General features: G+C 48.2%; 22 protein-coding genes, 1 tRNA gene and 1 pseudogene. 9 read left to right on the top strand and 15 right to left on the bottom strand.

Translation table 11 applies throughout. From position 1 onward, the window contains the following. Window positions 1-86: 86 nt before the first annotated feature. The gene (locus tag HYT76_05635; protein MBI2083033.1) at window positions 87-908 is read left to right on the top strand and encodes a carbon-nitrogen hydrolase; all 822 of its coding nucleotides are present in this window, start codon (window positions 87-89) and stop codon (window positions 906-908) included. Here the strand turns inward: HYT76_05635 and HYT76_05640 are convergent. Then, window positions 905-1,474, bottom strand: coding sequence for a DUF167 domain-containing protein (locus tag HYT76_05640; protein MBI2083034.1), 570 nt, complete (start codon window positions 1,472-1,474; stop codon window positions 905-907). The two genes, HYT76_05635 and HYT76_05640, sit on opposite strands and share 4 nt — an antisense overlap. Window positions 1,475-1,548: 74 nt before the next feature. On the opposite strand from HYT76_05640, the gene HYT76_05645 reads away from it, so the two are divergent. Beyond that, window positions 1,549-2,592 (top strand): agmatine deiminase family protein, encoded by a 1,044-nt coding sequence (locus HYT76_05645; GenBank protein MBI2083035.1) that lies wholly within the window; start codon window positions 1,549-1,551, stop codon window positions 2,590-2,592. Here the strand turns inward: HYT76_05645 and speA are convergent. The 4 genes from speA to HYT76_05665 all read right to left on the bottom strand — a co-directional run bounded on the left by speA (window position 2,589) and on the right by HYT76_05665 (window position 5,891). Further along, the gene (gene speA, locus HYT76_05650; protein ID MBI2083036.1) at window positions 2,589-4,586 is read right to left on the bottom strand and encodes a biosynthetic arginine decarboxylase; all 1,998 of its coding nucleotides are present in this window, start codon (window positions 4,584-4,586) and stop codon (window positions 2,589-2,591) included. The two genes, HYT76_05645 and speA, sit on opposite strands and share 4 nt — an antisense overlap. Before the next feature lie 42 nt (window positions 4,587-4,628). Beyond that, window positions 4,629-5,333, bottom strand: coding sequence for a hypothetical protein (locus tag HYT76_05655; GenBank protein MBI2083037.1), 705 nt, complete (start codon window positions 5,331-5,333; stop codon window positions 4,629-4,631). Between the two features lie 2 nt (window positions 5,334-5,335). Then, window positions 5,336-5,587, bottom strand: coding sequence for an SWIB/MDM2 domain-containing protein (locus HYT76_05660; protein MBI2083038.1), 252 nt, complete (start codon window positions 5,585-5,587; stop codon window positions 5,336-5,338). 230 nt (window positions 5,588-5,817) lie between these two features. Then, window positions 5,818-5,891 (bottom strand) — tRNA-Met (locus HYT76_05665). 520 nt (window positions 5,892-6,411) lie between these two features. On the opposite strand from HYT76_05665, the gene HYT76_05670 reads away from it, so the two are divergent. Beyond that, window positions 6,412-6,750: a hypothetical protein gene (locus HYT76_05670; protein ID MBI2083039.1), complete on the top strand. Its 339-nt coding sequence runs from the start codon at window positions 6,412-6,414 to the stop codon at window positions 6,748-6,750. On the opposite strand, the gene scpB is transcribed toward HYT76_05670, so the two are convergent. From scpB to xerD, 6 genes are all read right to left on the bottom strand, one after another. Further along, entirely contained in the window at window positions 6,747-7,469 is a 723-nt protein-coding gene (gene scpB / locus HYT76_05675; GenBank protein MBI2083040.1) for an SMC-Scp complex subunit ScpB, read from the bottom strand. The two genes, HYT76_05670 and scpB, sit on opposite strands and share 4 nt — an antisense overlap. A gap of 11 nt (window positions 7,470-7,480) precedes the next feature. Continuing rightward, complete coding sequence (locus tag HYT76_05680; protein ID MBI2083041.1) at window positions 7,481-8,212, bottom strand: segregation/condensation protein A; 732 nt, start codon at window positions 8,210-8,212, stop codon at window positions 7,481-7,483. A 26-nt stretch (window positions 8,213-8,238) separates the two neighbouring features. Continuing rightward, on the bottom strand, window positions 8,239-9,231 hold the full coding sequence (gene trpS, locus HYT76_05685; GenBank protein ID MBI2083042.1) for a tryptophan--tRNA ligase: 993 nt from the start codon (window positions 9,229-9,231) through the stop codon (window positions 8,239-8,241). Beyond that, on the bottom strand, window positions 9,228-9,857 hold the full coding sequence (locus HYT76_05690; GenBank protein MBI2083043.1) for a site-2 protease family protein: 630 nt from the start codon (window positions 9,855-9,857) through the stop codon (window positions 9,228-9,230). The genes trpS and HYT76_05690 overlap by 4 nt, the downstream gene beginning before the upstream one ends. Before the next feature lie 7 nt (window positions 9,858-9,864). Beyond that, complete coding sequence (locus tag HYT76_05695) at window positions 9,865-10,623, bottom strand: hypothetical protein (GenBank protein ID MBI2083044.1); 759 nt, start codon at window positions 10,621-10,623, stop codon at window positions 9,865-9,867. Window positions 10,624-10,697: 74 nt separating this feature from the next. Continuing rightward, a complete protein-coding gene (xerD, locus tag HYT76_05700; protein ID MBI2083045.1) occupies window positions 10,698-11,588 on the bottom strand; it encodes a site-specific tyrosine recombinase XerD in 891 nt (296 codons plus the stop codon). Between the two features lie 31 nt (window positions 11,589-11,619). Here xerD and HYT76_05705 point away from each other — a divergent pair, with 31 nt between their 5' ends. Together HYT76_05705 and queF are read left to right on the top strand one after the other, a co-directional pair. Next, the gene (locus HYT76_05705; protein ID MBI2083046.1) at window positions 11,620-12,120 is read left to right on the top strand and encodes a tRNA (guanine-N7)-methyltransferase; all 501 of its coding nucleotides are present in this window, start codon (window positions 11,620-11,622) and stop codon (window positions 12,118-12,120) included. A 7-nt stretch (window positions 12,121-12,127) separates the two neighbouring features. Beyond that, window positions 12,128-12,487, top strand: coding sequence for an NADPH-dependent 7-cyano-7-deazaguanine reductase QueF (queF, locus tag HYT76_05710; protein ID MBI2083047.1), 360 nt, complete (start codon window positions 12,128-12,130; stop codon window positions 12,485-12,487). Here the strand turns inward: queF and folE are convergent. The 3 genes from folE to HYT76_05725 all read right to left on the bottom strand — a co-directional run bounded on the left by folE (window position 12,465) and on the right by HYT76_05725 (window position 15,117). Continuing rightward, window positions 12,465-13,052, bottom strand: coding sequence for a GTP cyclohydrolase I FolE (gene folE / locus HYT76_05715; protein MBI2083048.1), 588 nt, complete (start codon window positions 13,050-13,052; stop codon window positions 12,465-12,467). The two genes, queF and folE, sit on opposite strands and share 23 nt — an antisense overlap. Then, entirely contained in the window at window positions 13,049-13,510 is a 462-nt protein-coding gene (locus HYT76_05720) for a peroxiredoxin (GenBank protein MBI2083049.1), read from the bottom strand. Before HYT76_05720 ends, folE begins: the two co-directional genes overlap by 4 nt. 74 nt (window positions 13,511-13,584) lie before the next feature. Next, window positions 13,585-15,117: a thioredoxin family protein gene (locus HYT76_05725; protein MBI2083050.1), complete on the bottom strand. Its 1,533-nt coding sequence runs from the start codon at window positions 15,115-15,117 to the stop codon at window positions 13,585-13,587. Window positions 15,118-15,184: 67 nt separating this feature from the next. On the opposite strand from HYT76_05725, the gene HYT76_05730 reads away from it, so the two are divergent. Genes HYT76_05730 through HYT76_05740 form a run of 3 tightly spaced genes read left to right on the top strand, consistent with a single transcriptional unit; the run spans window position 15,185 to window position 16,853 of the window. Continuing rightward, entirely contained in the window at window positions 15,185-16,084 is a 900-nt protein-coding gene (locus HYT76_05730) for a DNA integrity scanning protein DisA nucleotide-binding domain protein (protein ID MBI2083051.1), read from the top strand. Window positions 16,085-16,113: 29 nt separating this feature from the next. Continuing rightward, on the top strand, window positions 16,114-16,299 hold the full coding sequence (locus HYT76_05735) for a hypothetical protein (protein MBI2083052.1): 186 nt from the start codon (window positions 16,114-16,116) through the stop codon (window positions 16,297-16,299). Between the two features lie 23 nt (window positions 16,300-16,322). Continuing rightward, on the top strand, window positions 16,323-16,853 hold the full coding sequence (locus HYT76_05740) for an ATPase (protein ID MBI2083053.1): 531 nt from the start codon (window positions 16,323-16,325) through the stop codon (window positions 16,851-16,853). On the opposite strand, the pseudogene lipB reads toward HYT76_05740, so the two are convergent. Then, window positions 16,810-17,445, bottom strand: a pseudogene (gene lipB, locus HYT76_05745) (lipoyl(octanoyl) transferase LipB). The gene HYT76_05740 and the pseudogene lipB sit on opposite strands and share 44 nt — an antisense overlap. A gap of 67 nt (window positions 17,446-17,512) precedes the next feature. Between lipB and HYT76_05750 the strand changes: the two are divergent. Beyond that, a partial coding sequence (locus tag HYT76_05750) for a hypothetical protein (GenBank protein MBI2083054.1) occupies window positions 17,513-17,686 on the top strand: 174 nt, incomplete at its 3' end.

A 17,686-nucleotide genomic window follows, 5' to 3' on the forward strand; every position in this document is an offset into this window, starting at 1 on the left:
GGCTCCCCCTTTCCTTGCTCTCTAAATCGGTTTAAGCTTCAAATGGTTGCGGACTCCTTTTTCCTATGGTAGCCGAGGCTACAAATATGCCTAAACGAAACAAAGTTTCAGTTGGTTTGATCCAAATGGCGTGTACGGAAGATTCAGAAGGGAATCTTAAAAAGATCGTCGACCGGATCCAGACAGCGTCAAGTCGTGGGGTCCATGTCATCTGTCTCCAGGAGTTATTTCGAACAGGCTATTTCTGTCAAGAAGAGAAGAAGGAATATCTCCGATTGGCGGAGTCGATTCCGGGCCCGACACTGGAGCTCCTCTCCCCTCTCGCTAAAAGAAATCAGATAGTGATCGTCGCCTCGATTTTTGAAAAAGACGAAGAACGCTACTTCAATACCGCTGTGGTTATCGACGCTGATGGACGGTTTCTTGGAAAGTATCGCAAGGTCCATATTCCGGATGATCTCAAGAATTATTATGGAGAATCCTATTATTTTCAAAAAGGGGATCTTGGTTACCCGATCTTCAAGACCTCGTATGGAACCGTGGGACTTCAAGTCTGTTATGACCAGTGGTTCCCCGAGGGGGCACGCGCGTTAGCCCAAGCGGGGGCGGAGATTATCTTTTATCCGACGGCGATTGGCTATAATAATACCCCAAATGAAATTGAAAGGGATGCGTGGATTACGGTTCAACGAGGTCATGCGATTTCAAATGGCGTTTTTGTCGCCGCCTGTAATCGGGTCGGTCAGGAGAACCATATTAATTTTTGGGGAACCTCGTTTGTCTGTGATCCGATGGGAAAGATATTGGGGAAGGCATCGGCCGATAAAGAGGAAACTCTCATTGTCGAGTGTGATTTGTCGAGGATTGAAGAGGTGAGGAAGGATTGGCCCTTTTTGAGGGAGTGTTAAGCTCCTAAACAAAAGTCGGCCATTCTTATACGAATCATTTCGGCATCTGCTACTGCCACACGAAGAGTTTTTAGTGTCGAGCGCTCCCCCTTGGTAATTTTTAGCTCGCCTTCAGTGAGCCCTAAAACTTCTCGAAGAAAAGAAACAACTGTTTGATTTCCACCCATTCGTGGGGCCTGGATGTCAAGAAGAAGAGATCCTTCGTCAGAACACCCCCTGATAGATGTCATTGTGGCATCAGGAGTCACCCTAACTGAAAAGGTATGCAGTCCCTGTATCATCGGGTGGCGGTCAATTTTTAACTGCCTTAGGATCTCCATTCGGGCTTCTCTTCCAAGAGTCCCCCAAGTTTTTCCCAACAAAAGGGAAGCGACTACCGCACTGGTCGTTAAAAACAGAAAACTTAGAGTCATCCTTCGAGTAGATGTGAATGTTGGGGAAACAGCCCGAGAATAAGAAGAACAATTTGTTGCCGAAGCGCGAGGAGAAGAAAGATCCGAGTTTAACAATGGTTGTTGCTTTCCAGCCAGAAGGTCTGAATTTGAAATTTGGAGATCAAAAGCCATAAACTCTTGTTAATTCTCGGGTAAAAGGCAAATTAGTTGCTAAATATTCATAATTTCGATTAGTTTACTGTCTTATGAACTGGTTCGTGCCCAAAGTGTCGCAGACGGCGTACTCTTACAGAATGCCCGCCGAATGGGAATTCCACGAGGCGACCTGGCTCGCCTGGCCTCATAATCCTGATACCTGGCAGGGACGTCAGAAATTTGTCTTCCCGATCTGGGTCGAACTGATCAAGGTGCTTCACCTCCATGAGAGAGTCCATATCCTTGTGAATGATGAAAAGATGGAGACAGAGGTACGAGCGAGACTCGAAAAAGCGGACATCGACTTTAAAAAGGCGAGGCTTCACAAGATTCCAACCAATGATTGCTGGATGCGGGATATCGGTCCGACATTTCTGTCCCCTCCCGCTTTAATTAACTGGGTTTTCAACTCCTGGGGCGAAAAATGGCCCCCGTGGGATCAGGATGCCCTTGTCTCCTCGCGGATCGCCGAAAAGATGAGACCCCTCCCCTTCCTTCGGCCTGGAATTGTCCTCGAGGGGGGATCGATCGAGACCAATGGTCAAGGAGTTCTCCTGACCACAGAATCCTGTCTTCTCCATCCGAAAAGGAACCCGAATTTAAGGAAAGAGGAGATCGAAAAAGTCCTCAAAGATTATTTAGGTGTCACAAAAGTCCTTTGGCTTCAAGCGGGGGCTCCTGAAGGCGACGATACGGATGGGCATATTGATAATCTGGCCCGTTTTGTCTCTCCGAATCAGATTATGGCACCCCATACGGATGACCCCAAAGATCTCAACTATTCTCTCTATAATGATAATCTCGACGCCCTAAAATCAATGACCGATCTGCAGGGGAAACCCTTTGAGGTTATCCCCCTCCCTGTTCCGAAACCGATCATTTTCAACAACACCCCGCTCCCCGCTTCGTATGCAAATTTTTATATTGCCAATGGTGTTGTGCTCTTGCCGATATTTGGTGATCCAAAAGATGACGAGGCGATTCGACTCTTCAAGACCCTGTTTCCGAAGAGGCGTATCGTTCCCATTTTGTCACGGGATCTGGTGATTGGATTTGGCGGGATTCATTGTGTGACGCAGCAACAGCCCCGCTAAAACTGCCCATCCGAAAGATATGTATAATCGGAGAGTGCCTTCCGATACTCATCAATCCAAGACATTCCGACGGAGGGCCGAAGACGATCCTCTTTGATCGCATCATCGATTAATTTCTTGAAATTTCGTGCCAGATCATTGGTGTCGTACTGCGTGTTGTGGAGGACCTGATCGATTGTAGAACCTGGAATCACCTCTTCTAGATAGAACCCTCCTTCTTCCTCGGGATCAAAAAAGACATGCACTTCATTCGTTCGCCCGAAGAGGTTATGCTGATCCCCCATGATATCCTGATAGGCCCCGATCAGGAAAATCCCGAGATAGTAAGGCTCTTTTTTAATCTTGTGGACCGGAAGAAATCGTTTTGAATCCTGGAGATCAATAAACTCATCAATCACCCCTTCTGAGTCACAGGTAATATCGACAAGCTTGGCACGATGTTTTGGTTCTTCATTCAAACGGTGAATCGGGATAATCGGAAAAACCTGCCCGATCGCCCAATTATCCATGACCGACTGAAAAATAGAAAAGTTACAAATATACTGATCACTGAGTTTTTCACTGAGCTCTACGATCTCTTTGGGAACCCTTCCATTATTCATGAATCGATTCACGATCTGCTCGGCGATCTGCCAATAAAGATAGTCAACCTTCGCTTTTGTCACGAGATCGAGCATGCCGACATCAAAAAGCCGATAAGACTCCTCACGGATCTGCTGCAAGGCATGATAGACCTCGATCAGTTTCTTTTTATAAGGCAACTGCTTCTTGAGGGCGACGATGTCTCGAATGATCTTGTGTTCCTTTTCGAGATCCTGAATTTCCATAAACTTCGAACGCTGGCTTTTTTCGACATTGCCAAAGGCCTCGACGACAAGAACCGTATGGTGGGCCACTGTGGCCCGTCCACTTTCTGAAACAATAATCGGCTGAGGAACCTTCTCCTGATCACAGATATCTTTTACGTTATAGACGATCGTGCTTGCATACTCATCGAGCGTATAATTTGTTGAGGAGGAGTTTGTCGTCCCTGTCCCGTCATAGTCGACCCCGAGTCCCCCACCAACATCGAGATACTCAAGCTTCGCCCCCAGCTGGACGAACTTTGCATAATAACGAGCCGCTTCACGGACCGCCTGTTTGATATGCATAATATTCGGTACCTGAGATCCGATATGAAAATGGACCATTTTGAGGCAATGTTCCAATTTGTTTTCGACGAGAGTTTCCCAGGCATCCAACGCCTCTGAGGCGCTGAGGCCAAATTTGGCTGTTTCTCCGGAGGAGGTTGCCCATTTTCCGGAGCTCTTGCTTATCAAGCGAAGACGGATTCCGAGGACAGGTTCAATCTCGAGCTCCTTGGCGATTTTCACAATCCTCTCAACCTCATCTGCCTTTTCAACAACAAGGATAATCGACCTCCCAACTTTCTGCCCCATCAGGGCAAGCCGGATGAAATGATTGTCCTTGTAGCCGTTACAAACAATGAGACTGTCCGGGATGTCGTTGATCGCCAGCGCAGCAACAAGCTCCGGTTTGCTACCGACTTCAAGTCCATGATGAAACTCACGGCCGACATCCAGAATCTCCTCAACAACCTCGCGAAGCTGATTGACCTTGATCGGGAAGACGCCTCGAAAGGTTCCCTTATAATCCTGATCGAGAATCGCGCTTTGAAAAGCGAGATTGATCGCCCGAACACGGTGACGCAGGAGGTCTTGGAAACGGATCTGAAGGGGAAAGTTCATTCCCCTCTTCTTCGCCTCACGGACGACATCCATAATCGAAAGCCGCGCCTCTTCGAGAGGGACAGGAATACAGACAACCTCGCCTTGATCGTTAATAGAGAAGTGGCCGGATCCCCAACTATCGATATTGTACAAACGAATAGCCTCTTCGCGCGTCCATTCCTTTTCCTTAGAAGGGATCTTGACTGGCTGGACATTGTCGCGAACTTCACTCGGCGGAAGTTCTTTCAAAGTGGCGTGAGACATTGATAAATCTGATGTGATTATAAAGGAAATTTTTCCATTGCGTCAAACCTTTTTTGATTTTTGTTCAAGAGAAAATATTTTTTCGATCTTTTTGAAGGCATTTTTGTCCAAGGCGAATGAGATACTCTGGGCAAAGACATTCAAAATGGCGACGGCATTGGCCACTGCATCCTGTTCGAGGACGCTCGTCAGCCGCTCACTGAACGCCTTGTTCACGATTTCAATCTCGTCATAGATTTTCTCAAGCCCCTTGAGATCCCAATCGGGTTCTTTTTTGTTCCGATATTGGATAAACTGGGACAAGAGGTACATCGAGAGGACGCGATATTGAGTTTCCTCAAGACTCGCAAATGGAAGATGAAAACGAACCATCGGTTTCAGACTTCCGAGAACAGGACAGCCACTCGTTACCATATAGATCCCCATCAAAGAACTGATCCCCTTCTGCAGAGACGCCTGTTTGAAGTAGCCTCTTTCAGCCGTTTCAATTCTGATCTCCGCCTCTTCGAAAGAAAGGCAATCTTTGAAGGATTGAATCAGATCGGAGAGATTTAAGGCGACGGGACAATAAGGAGACCGAACTTCGGACAACGGACAGTTTGGGCACTGATGAAAACCCAGACGTGTCCACTCGGGTGGTTTCTCTCTCTGAGGGTTAATTAAATCGAGAGTCTCCTCATCGAGTGAAACAACGAACTCCTTTTTCGAGCCGTCCTTGAATTGAAAGAGGTATCGAAACCGAATCACTCTTACTTCAGATGAGCTGAAACAAGCTTCGTCATTTCAAACATATTGACCTGTTTCTTGCCGTTGAAGACCTTCTTCAATTTGTCATCGGCATTGATGCACCGTCTGTTTTTTGCATCCTGAAGCTTGTTCTTCTTGATGTAGACCCAAAGTTTTTTGACAACTTCGGTTCGTGGGATTGCTTTGGAACCAACAACCTCAGCAAGGGCTGCATCGGGTGTGAGTGGTTTCATGAACGCCTTGTTTGCTGGCATAATGCCTCCTTGTTTGTAGGAGGGATCTTCTGCCTTAAAAATAAAATTAACACAATGTTTTTTTAATGCGCTCGTGTCGGCTTCAAATCCCACCACGGGAATCGTAAATAATGAAAGTACCTCTTGCGGGGGATGATAGGAGCGAAGCCTATGAAATTGGATTGATGGGCAACAGGAAACAGAGAGTGCCTTCCGCCCGAAGGCGGAAGGCCTGTACTCACTGTTGGATGTAGCGGGGGTGGGATTTGAACCCACGACCTCCGGGTTATGAGCCCGGCGAGCTACCGGACTGCTCCACCCCGCAGGGGAAGGGGTTTGGGCCCCCTCATCTTCGGTGTGGATTTTTTTAGTCGCTACGTGCTCTTACGCAGGGAAGTTCCCCTTGTCAAGCCGAGGTTCCCCGTACCCTCCTAAGGTACGAAAAATTCTCTCTCAATGATGCTTTTTTAGCACCGTTTATTACCTATGGATCGATAAGTAAAATCAGAGGAGATCATTTTATGACCACTCGACCCCTTGTTAGTGCCGACAGTCAGTTTGCGGAGTATCATGATGCTTGGATGACGTTCGCTCAAGGATTTGAACGTCGCCCAGGCGATCCTGCTCTCGCCGAGCTACTCGCGCCGCGGATAGTTCAGGCTGAGTTTTCAAGAGTTTATGCAGATGGGTTGAGCGCACTACATAAAATAAGATACCTTCATCCAGGCTATTTTCAAACATCATCATACGCTGCGACCCGTGCAAACGAACTGTGTGGATTGGCACTTCATCTGGACGCATTAGAATATAGACTCCACCTCTACGGAAAGGTTTGTGAGGGAGGGGTGCGTAACAGCGCATCGACTTATTTCACACCATTTGGTGTCTACAGACGGAGTCTTGAAGAGGCCCGCTCTGAAATAAATAGCGCTTATACCGCTTTGGAGTCGTTTGTTGGCCAAACGATGGAGAGGCATTATCAGGGTACGGCACAAACGATGGTTGGTGGTGCTGCTGGAGTTGTCAGTCCAGCCCCTGCTGCGCGCATATCGCTAGGTCAATTAATGATGATTGCAGCCGGGGTTATCTTAGTAGCTGGTATTGTGAGTGCCTGTATTATTATTTACAACAATTGCGAGTCTGCTACCGATACCGGCGGCGGTGGTGGATCAGGCCACGATTAGGGAGTCTCCTCCCCCTCTTCAGACTCGAGCACCTCTTTTTCGACGCTCTTTAGGTCTTCCAGACTTTTCTCAAGCCCGCCAAGGATCTCACGATCTTTTTCGTCCAGATCAGAAAAATCGACAGGGAGGGCAGTCAGATCAGAAAGATCCAACCGCTCCGGTTTCTTCTCTGTTTCGGACAGCGCCTGGACCTTCGCCTCAAGCTCGGCGAGGGGTGGGAGGTCATTCAGATCTTTGAGTTCAAACAACTCCAAAAATTCCCTCGACGTTGCGTAAAGGAGCGGTCTTCCCGCCTCCTCTTTTCGCCCGACAATCCGGATCAATTTCTTTTCCATCAAGGCCTTGAGGACGCCTGAGCTATCAACCCCTCGGAGATCCTCAATTGCATTTCGCGTAATCGGCTGACGGTAGGCAATCAGCGCCAAGGTCTCGACAGCGGGTGTTGAAAGCCTCTGGGGCTTTGAAGGAAAAAGGAGTGAAAGCCAAGGGGCAAGCTCCGGCCTTGTGCGAAATTCAAACCCACCGGCAATGGGGACAAGGCGCAATCCCCCTCCCCTTTCCTCCCACTCTCGTGCCAGCAATTCGAGGGCCTCTTCGATCTCAGGTCGTCGACCCGGGATCCTTAGGGGGGCATTGCTCAGGATCTCGTCAATTTCCTTCACTGTGAGAGGACGACCTGCCATAAAGAGCAACGCTTCAATGATATTTTTGAGATTCATAAGAGTTTCACTCATAATGTTTCCTGATCTCCTTCCGTTTCATTTTTTTCAGATACAAGAGGGCAGACGACAATCACACCACAGGTCATTTCCTGGACAATACGGATCAATTTTTGACGTGCCATTTCCAGGATCGCGAGAAATGTAACGATCAGCTCTGTCCGAGATCGATCCTCCTGAAACAGCGCCTCGAAAAGAACCTTGTCTGTCCCACGAATTTTTTCAACAAGCTCCAACACCCGTTCGGCAACCCCTACCCTTTCCCGATAGACCTCATGACTTTTGTCCTTGGGCATCCTTTTCAGAAGTTCCTGAAACGCAGCCATCAGAGAGAGGGTGTCTGTCTCGATTATCTCTGACTCATCATTTCCAACTTCAGAAAGATCCGGAGATCTTTTGAAGACAGTTTTTCCAAGCAGTGGTCTTTCAAGCAATATTGAGGCTGCCATTTTATACTTCTGATACTCGAGCAGTTTTTGGATAAGATCGGCACGGGGATCGAATCCCTCTTCCTCTTCCTTCTCCGACTCCGGAAGGAGCATCTTCGATTTGATATAGGTGAGCTCGGCCGCCATATCGAGAAATTCGCCGGCAAGATCAACATTGAGCTCCTGGGCCAGCTGAAGATATTCCAGGTATTGACTTAAGATCACAGAAATCGGGATGTTTTGAATGTCGAGATCATCCTTCTTGATCAAATGAAGCAGAAGATCCAGTGGTCCCTCAAAAGCTGGAAGTTGCACACGACAATTGTCTATTGTCTCAAGATTCATAATTTCATCGCACTCCGGACCCTTTCCATCGTTTGGGCAGCAACCTCATGGGCCCGACGGTTTCCTTCCTGAATGATATCCTCCAAATCCTTGGGTCTTTTCAAGAGCTCCTCGCGCTTTTTTCGGATTGGATCCAGAAAGTTGTTCAGGATATTCGCCATCATTTTTTTATCCTCAACACACCCGATCGCAGCGGCGCAACAGTCTCTCCTGACCCTCTCAATCGTTTCGCGATCACTATGAAGCTTATGGTAATCAAAGATCAGGCAGATATCGGGATGACCGGGATCCTCTTTTCTCTGCCTTGCCGGATCCGTGATTGCCGAAAGTACCTTTTTCTCAATCTCTTTCGGAGAGTCTGAGAGAAAAAGGCAGTTGTCATAACTTTTACTCATCTTTCTGCGATCAGGCCCCAAAAGCTTGGGGGCTGGCGTCAGCAGTGGCTGTGGTTCGACAAGCACCTGTTGTTTATAAAGGCTGTTAAATCGACGCACAATCTCCCGGGCCAGCTCAATATGAGGAACCTGGTCACTTCCGACCGGGACGATTTCTGCATTATAAAGGACAATATCAGCGGTTTGTAAAACAGGGTATCCCAAAAAACCATGCGTGGAGAGATCTTTATTGCTAAGTTCCTGTTGCATCTCCTTATAGGAGGGGACCCTCTCCAACCACCCAAGCGGGGTGATCATGGAGAGGAGGAGTTGAAGCTCCGCATGTTCCTTAACCGATGATTGGATAAATAGTGTCGATTTGCGGGGATCGAGGCCGACGGATAGCCAGTCGGCAAGGATCTCACGCCTCGACTCTCGAATCACCTCTGGGGTTGCATATTCGGTCGTGAGGGCATGCCAATCGGCGATAAAGAAAAAACAGTCGTACTCCTCTTGCAGCTTGAGCCAGTTCCGGAGGACGCCGTGATAATGCCCCAGGTGCAATTTTCCTGTCGGTCTCATTCCGGAAAGGACCACTTTTTTCTTGGAATTCATGGAAGCAGCAACCTCGCGAGAGATAGAACAGGAATCATCAGATATTTCAAGGCCCCTGAATAAAGGAGGAGAAAAAGGATCAGAAAGCCATAGCGACCAATCTGATCATAGGAGGCGAGATATCTGGCGGGAAGGATCCCCTCCATCACCTTACCCCCGTCCAGCGGGTGAAGCGGGATCAGATTAAACGTCGCCAACATCAAATTAAGATAAACCCCTGTCTCCAGCATTTCATAGATAATAACGAGGGTTTTCGACGGTGGGAGAGAGACAAGCGCGTGAAGAATCCCGGCAATAACAACAGCCAACAGGATGTTAGAAACAGGACCGGCAGCAGCGACCTTGAGAGTTCCTTGTCGCCCTCCCCTGATATTTCGGGGATCGATCGGGACCGGTTTCGCCCACCCGAAGAGGAGCAGGCCTGGCATTAAAAACATCATGAGGGGAAATAAGAAGGTCCCGATCCAGTCAATATGACGGAGCGGATTCATCGTCAGCCGCCCCAAAAACTTTGCCGTAGAATCCCCAAGACGAAAGGCAACCCACCCATGCGCGTATTCATGAAATGAAAGCGAGAAGAGAAATATCGGGAAAAAGAGAAGAAATGAGGCGATTCGATCTGTCACGGTTTTTCTACATCATTGGAGCTGGGGCTGGAAAGGTTCCGATAAAACTTGCTGTTGCGAGGTCATGGGCATCAATCGCTGTCATTACCGCTCTCGCTCTGTTCTGAATTAAAAGGAGGTTGGTCGGGTCAGTCGCACCCAGATCAGCGACGTCGAGGGCCCAGATTCTAAATTCATAACGATGAGGAGGATCGCCAGCTGGCGGGCATGGCCCATCATAAACCGCTCCTGGTGGTTCCAGGACTTCATTAAAGGCTGTTTTAGAACCAACAGCAGGGAGAGCCGTACCGTTCAAAGAAGTCATTCTTTGAGGAAGATCATAAGTCAACCAATGAATGGCAGGATTTCCATTAACCAAAAAATCAAGATCGACCATGGCTACCGCATAGCTCAAAACCTGAGGCACTGTCCCTTCGCTCCAACTCCAGCTCAGAGAGGGAAAGATATTCTCACTGTCAGCATAACAAGCGGTAAATCGTACGGGAATAATGTTATTCGGTGCCACTCCAATATCATCACTCTTAAACTGAAGGGTTGCCGGTGGTGGTGGATCTGGTGACGGAGTTGGCGCTGGAGTCGGAGCAGGATCCGGAGTTGGTGATGGGTTTGGGGTTGGTGTCGGATCTGGTGTTGGATCTGGTGGTGGTGTCGGATCCGGAGGAGTCGGGGGTGACTCTCCTGTTTTAGTCTCCGTATCAGGTTCCGAAGGGATGTCAATCTTACAGCCAATAGTGATGAGAAACGAAAGACTGATCAGCAGAACCAAACGACCCTTTACGAACAGGCTTCTGTGCATCAAAGTCAGTATACGTTAAACAACCTATCGAAATCCACCGATTTTTAAGCCCTTGGGTGTTTCGAGGCAAGCTCTTTGAGTCGTTTTAGGTTCAGATGGGTATAAATCTGCGTCGTCGAGATATCGGCATGTCCGAGCATCATTTGGACTGCCCGAAGGTCGGCCCCCCTTTCCAAGAGATGAGTTGCGAATGAGTGTCGAAACATATGTGGGGAGACCCTTCGGGTGATTCCGGCACGACGGGCCTGACGACACAAGATTTCCCAAAACATCTGCCGTGTCATCTTCCTCCCCCGCCGCGTTGGAAAAAGGGCACTCCCATCTCCCCTTTGGATAAGTTTAAGCCTTGCCTCTCGACAATATTCATTCAGAAGTTTCATCGCCGATCGGCCCAACGGAACCAATCGCTCCTTCGACCCTTTTCCAAGAGTCCTCAAAAACCCCCGCTCCAGGTCGATGTCATGGGTGGTGAGTGAAACCAATTCGGAAACACGAAGACCGGTGGCATACAAAACCTCAATCATTGCCCGATTCCTCATCTCTTCCGGAGAAGGTCCGACCGGAAGCGTCAGGATCCGATCTACTTCCTGAAGGGAGAGAAAGTCAGGGAGTTTTTTCATCCCTTTTGGAAGATCAACCTCGAGCGTAGGATTGTTTGAAAGCGCTCCTTCACACACTAAAAAACGAAACCACCCCCGGATGGAGATCAAGTGGCGTGTTATGGAACGGGATTTCATCCCTTTTTTTGAAAAAGAGACGAGGTAATCGACAAGATCATTCCCCTTTATTTCCAAAACGGTTTTTTTCTTCTTTTCCAGAAAGATCAGAAATCGCGAGAGATCACTGCCATACGCAGCCAAGGTTTGAGACGAAAGTCTTTTTTCTACTCGAAGGTAATCGAGATACCGCTGAAGCTCACTGTCGATCACTTGCATTGGTTTTCATGATACTTTAGAGAGGCATCCGATGTCTATGATTCTTGAAATAGGACCAGGGCGCGGCGATTTTCTGATTTATCTTGCCCGTGAACGACCCACCGAAAAAATTACGGCGATCGAATATAAGCGGAAGCGATATGAAAAACTGCTTCAAAGGACCTCTTCTTTTCCAAACATTGAACTCCATTTTGGAGATGCAAGACTTGTCCTCCCTGAATTTCCGGAGGAAAGTATCGATGAGACCTATATCCTTTTCCCGGACCCTTGGCCAAAACGGCGGCATGCCAAACATCGACTTTTTCAACTCCCCTTTCTAGGGGTTCTTCAGCAAGTTCTCAGAAAAAAAGGCAGGGTTGTCATCGCGACGGATGACGAATCTTATCGAAATCAGATTAGAGAGGTTTTCGAAAAATCGACACAATTCTCCCTTTTACCAGAAATTTTCCACTTCCCTACCCTCTATGCCCAAAAGTGGGAAAAGGAAGGAAAAACCCTTTTTAGTTTGATCTATGAAAAAGTTATGGTTTAAGAACCCGATGCCGACACAACCATCAAAAACCTTGGAAACCTTCCCGAACCCAAAACCGGACCGGGATTACGAGATCGTTATAGAATGCCCGGAATTTACGAGCGTCTGTCCGAAGACCGGCCAGCCCGATTTTGGAAAGATTACGATCCGGTATGTCCCGGATAAACGCTGCATCGAACTCAAGTCATTGAAACTCTACATCTGGTCGTACCGTAATGAAGGGGTTTTCTACGAAAAGGTCACGAATCTGATCCTGGACGACCTCGTCGCTGCCTGTCAGCCACGCTGGATGGAGGTGGTTAGCGAGTTTAATGTGCGTGGAGGTATTGGAACGAAAGTAGTCGCTACGACCGGATCAAATTCATGAATTCTTCGCGAGTCGCCTGATGCGCGCGGAAGGCACCGAGCATTGAAGAAGTAATCACAACCGATCCCCTCTTCTGCACCCCGCGCATCTGCATACAGAGATGTTCCGCCTCGATCACGACGGCAACACCCAACGGATCCAAGGTTTGCTGAAGGGTATCGGCGATCTGCTTCGTCATCCTTTCCTGAACTTGCAGCCTTCTCGCAAAAATATCGACGAGTCGAACAATCTTGCTGATCCCGATGATCTTCTTTCTCGGGATATAGGCGACATGACATTTCCCAAAAAAAGGCAAGAGGTGATGCTCACAAAGCGAATAAATTGCGATATCCTTCATCGTGACCATCTCTTCATGGTCTTCCGAGAAAATAGCGCCGTTCAGGATCTCTTTAATCTCTTGTTGATACCCTTGAGTCAGAAAACGAAACGCCTTCGCAACCCGAAGAGGAGTTTTGAGCAACCCTTCCCTTCCAGGATCCTCTCCAATTTCAGAAAGCATTTTCTGTACGATCTCCGCCAAAGGATCTCTGGAGGCTAAAGAAATAACCTGATTTTTTTGTTTCATAACAGAAGCTGCAACACCTTGCTGGCATTACCGACAGGATTGACCCCCTTTTCCCAATAAAGAACCTTGCCCTGATCATCGATCACGACGGTCGTGCGAACAACCCCCATTTTTTTGCCGGTGGGGCGTGTGATCTCTCCCCAAGCCCCATAGAGTTTGTGCACCTTATAATCTTCATCGGTTAAAAGGGGAAAATTGAGTTTGTTTTTTCTTTTAAACAGCTCATGACTCTTCAGATCATCCCCGCTGATACCGAGAACAACGGTGTTGCGGCGATCAAACTGGCCGGCGAGGTCGCGGAATTCACACGCCTGTTTTGTACAACCAGGCGTGTCATCCTTGGGATAAAAATAGAGGACGACTCTTCGACCCTTAAGGCTGGTGAGCGAAATAGGGCTGCCTGTATCAGCAGGAAGCGAAAACTCAGGGGCACTCTCATTGGGTTTAAGACGTGGCATCGGTTACCTCCGTATTTTCGGCATCTCATACGTCCATCCGATGAATTTGTCAAATTTGGAGATCGTTTCTTTAACTATTTAATATTACTTAGATATTTTTCTAATATCGGGAGGAATTCACTCGGGCCGAGTACTCTCCCAACGATTGACTCCTGAATTTCCCCTTCAGAATTTAATAGCAGGTAAGTCGGCCATCCAACCACATCGTATTGATCGATCATCTCCTTGCAGACCGAAGTTTGCTTCGTGCAATCGACTTTCAGGGGGACAAAATTTTTCAGGATATATTCCTTGACGATCGGATCCGAGAAGGTCTTCCGCTCCATTTCCAGACAGGGCAAACACCAGACAGCATAAAAATCGACAAGGATCGGCTTTTTTTCCCCATAGGCCTTTCGGAAGACTATTTCTGGTTCTGTTAACCAGTAGGAAGAGGTTACGGATGCCGGCCGGATCTGTCGATAGGCGACGTAACCATAATAGAATGAAGTCACAACAAGAAGTAAGGCAATCACCCGCTTGATCCATAATGTCATGCCGGCACCTGGAATTTTCCCTGCGAATGTTTCATAAAAGAGCGCCAGGACAAGAAAGAGACTTCCCATTCCAAGTCCGAAGGCAAAAAGTATCGTGAATCCCCTCAAGAGATCGGCGGTCTCTGCGACAAACAACAACAACGAAGCGATGACAGGTCCCACGCAGGGGGCGGCAATCAGGCCGATAGTCATTCCTGCCAGGATCGCTCCCGGGATCCCCTTCCCTCCTAAACGTGAGGCCCTCTGGTGGAGACCCAGCGGGATCTGAAACGGAATCCAGCCGATCAATGCAAGGGCAAAAACGAGAAAAAGAAGTGCCGCAAAAATGGAAAAATAAACCCCCTGAAACAGGAAACCGAGACTCTTGCCTAACAGGGCGCCGGTAAGTCCCAGCAGCGCATAGGTGAACGACATCGAGAGAACCATGAGAGCGGTGAGCAGGAAATCATGATGCCTTTTTCTTTTTTCCCTTCGAACCCCGATAAAGGCGAGGGTCAATGGAATGATCGGCAAAACACAGGGGGTCAGATCGGTCAGAATCCCGCCGAGAAAGGCGAGACCAAGCTGTCCGATAAATTTTTTCCCTGCTATCATTGATTTTGGAGGAGCGATCGATGGCTCTCCAGAGGAGGCAACGATCTTCAGCTCGATCGGGACCTCATGATGCATCTCCCGATAACAGAGATCTTCCTTACATCCCTGATAAGTCACCTCTAGTTTGATCTGTCTCTTTCCCAATGGAAGAGATCGATCCACCGAAAAAGAGCGGCGCACAAAGGCAGAGTCCGTGAAAATCTCCATCTCTTTCCGAAAAAAGGGGTCGATCTTCCGAACCGATGGAGAGGTTTCAATGCCCCCCTGCTGAATTCCCTCCCCCTCCAAAAGACGAAGGGTCGTTTTTTCCTTATAAAGATAATGATTGGGAGGAATAGCGAGGTTCAGCTCCACTGAAAACTCTCCCCCCGTTGAAACCTGAATCTCCCGCGGGCTCAGATCCCATTGAAAGGGGTCTTCGAAGGCAAGAAGAAGAAGGGGCAAAAGAAAAAAACCACAGAAAAACAGAAACTTCATTTTACTCATGGCCTATTTTATACTAAGACCTTCTCCAAGGTACAAGGGTCATTTGAGAGGGGTAAAGATGAGGCGCGGCGTCAAGCAGATCAATAAAGAACTCCTTCAATCAACTTTTCGGCTGGCAAAAGTGACTCATGCGACAGGGATCTTTATTTTTCTGGACCCCTTGAAAGAGCCCTTTGAGGAACTATTCCAAAAGAATCTCAAGATTTTTTTTGTGACGAGGCGCTCTGTTGAAGAAGTCCTTTCCCTCTTTCCAGAAGGGACAAAAATCCCGCTGATCCATCTGCCTAAAATTGACATGACACGGATGGGACAGATCCAGATGGCGATTGTCTTGGCCCTCTCCAAACAGATGATCCGCCTTGGCGAAAAATTGATTTTTGTGACAGGGCTTCCGGAGACAGATGTTTTGGACACTGTTGTTTTTATCGATACCGCTCACGAAGCAGAGCTCCTGACGACACAGGCGGTTGACGGTCTGACGGAAGGAGTTCGTCCCGATGTCTTTCAGCAGACCTTGAATATCGCCTTGGAACTTGCCAGTCGTGGTCGCGAGGGAAAACCGGTCGGGACGATTTTTGTCCTCGGGGATGAAGAAAAGGTGCTCCAGCTCTCGAAACAGATGATTATCAACCCTTTTAAAGGGTATACCGATGATGAGAGAAACATCCTGAACCCAACCCTTCGGGATACTATTTTTGAGTTCGCCGCCCTCGATGGGGCCTTTATTATCAGCCACGAAGGTCTTGTCCTTTCTGCGGGGCGACACCTCGGCACAGCGGGGGATGAGGATACGATCCCACGCGGATTAGGATCCCGCCATATTGCGGCTGCCGGCATAACATCATTGACAGATGCCGTAGCTCTCGTCATATCTGAATCAACAGGCGATTTGAGAATCTTCAAAAACGGAAAAGTCCTGATGAAGATCGAAAAGCCAAGCCGGCTACCGACAAGATAAATGATTTTTTAACCAGAGGAGGATTAATCATGAAGAGTAAATTTGAATTTATTGACCTTGATAAGAGGGTCCTTGAGCGAAGGCTCCAGAGACACGAATTGTCCCAAGCCGATTACCAAAAAATCCTAAAAGGCCTCTCGAATGAGGAAGAATACGCTGAAGAACTCCAAATGCCTGAGGAAGAAAGCAAGATTCCTGAAGACATCACCTCTTAAAGGTGTTACCATTCTTGGTGCTCATGAAGGCTTACAACGCAGCCTCAATCAAAAAGAGAGGCGATGGTCGGGAGTTTGATCCCTACCTGGCACGGCTCGACCCTAAGGATAAGGCTGCATGCATCAAGTGTCAGGCGATCTATCATAACAAACACTGGTCGCTTCCCAAGCAAACCAACGGAACAAGAAAGGCTGTCTCTTCTAAGGAAGTTGTCAAAAAGATACTCTGCCCTGCCTGTCAGAAGATCCGAGATCATTTCCCGATGGGGGTCGTGACACTCAAAGGGAGCTATATCAAGAACCACCGGGATGAAATTCTGAACCTGATTCACAATGAAGAACACCGTGCGATGGGCTTTAACCCACTGGAACGCCTTATCGCTATCTACGATCAAGAAGGTTCCCTGGTGGTTGAAACGACAACAGAAAAACTGGCCCAGAGGATCGGTAGCCGTCTCGAGCATTCGCATCGGGGAGAGGTCCAGTACAAATGGTCCCACCAGAACCGGTTTATTCGTGTTGAATGGGAAAGAAATCTCGAACCAGCGAAGTGATTTTTTCCTCAATATCACCTCGAGAAGGTGAAAATCCCAATTCCTGACGTAGTGACGTTACCTTCCGGTCCTGGATTCCACACGGATGGATTAGTTCAAAATGTGCCAGATCGGGATCCAGATTCAACGCAAAGCCGTGGCGCGTGATTCCTCTTTCGACATGCAATCCCAGGGCAGCGATTTTTTTTTGCCCTACCCAAACCCCCGGATACGAAGGATCTCTATTGGCGATGATGTCAAAATTTCTCAATAAACGTATGAGGAGCTCTTCGATTTCTCTGACAAAAACAGGGATCGGTTTTTGTCCTAGTTTGACAATAAAATAGCCAACCAGCTGTCCCGGCCCATGATAGGTTGCCCTCCCCCCTCGATCGGTCTTGACGACTGGGATCCCGAGCGACTGAAGATATTCTTCCGAAACTTTCAGATCCTTCGAGCATTCCCGACGCCCCAACGTGATTGTGGGGGGGTGTTCTAAAAGAAGCAAGGTATCCGGAATCTCGTCATGAAGTCTTTTTTGAGCCAACTCATACTGCCATGAATCGGCCTCTAGATAAGGGAGCTCTCCTTTTTTGATGACCCGAAGCATAGTTAAGTTAGCTGCCTATCAATCCAGATTAAATGTTGCAATAGGACGATCTCCATGAGAATCTTACCCCGTGCCCTTCAGCCGTCTGACCCTCTGCTTCCTGCTTCTGTTTTTTTCCCTCACCATGAGCCTCGTCGGAGGGTGTCTCGGTTCAAAAGGCTCCGATCCTTCCTCTGGTGTATCGGCCGACAGTTCGGCTGATTGTTTCGGAGAGTCTGCTGATGACTCGGTTCTCTCCGCCTCC

The organism is Deltaproteobacteria bacterium, from assembly GCA_016180845.1.
In the GTDB taxonomy this organism is placed as follows: domain Bacteria; phylum UBA10199; class UBA10199; order JACPAL01; family JACPAL01; genus JACPAK01.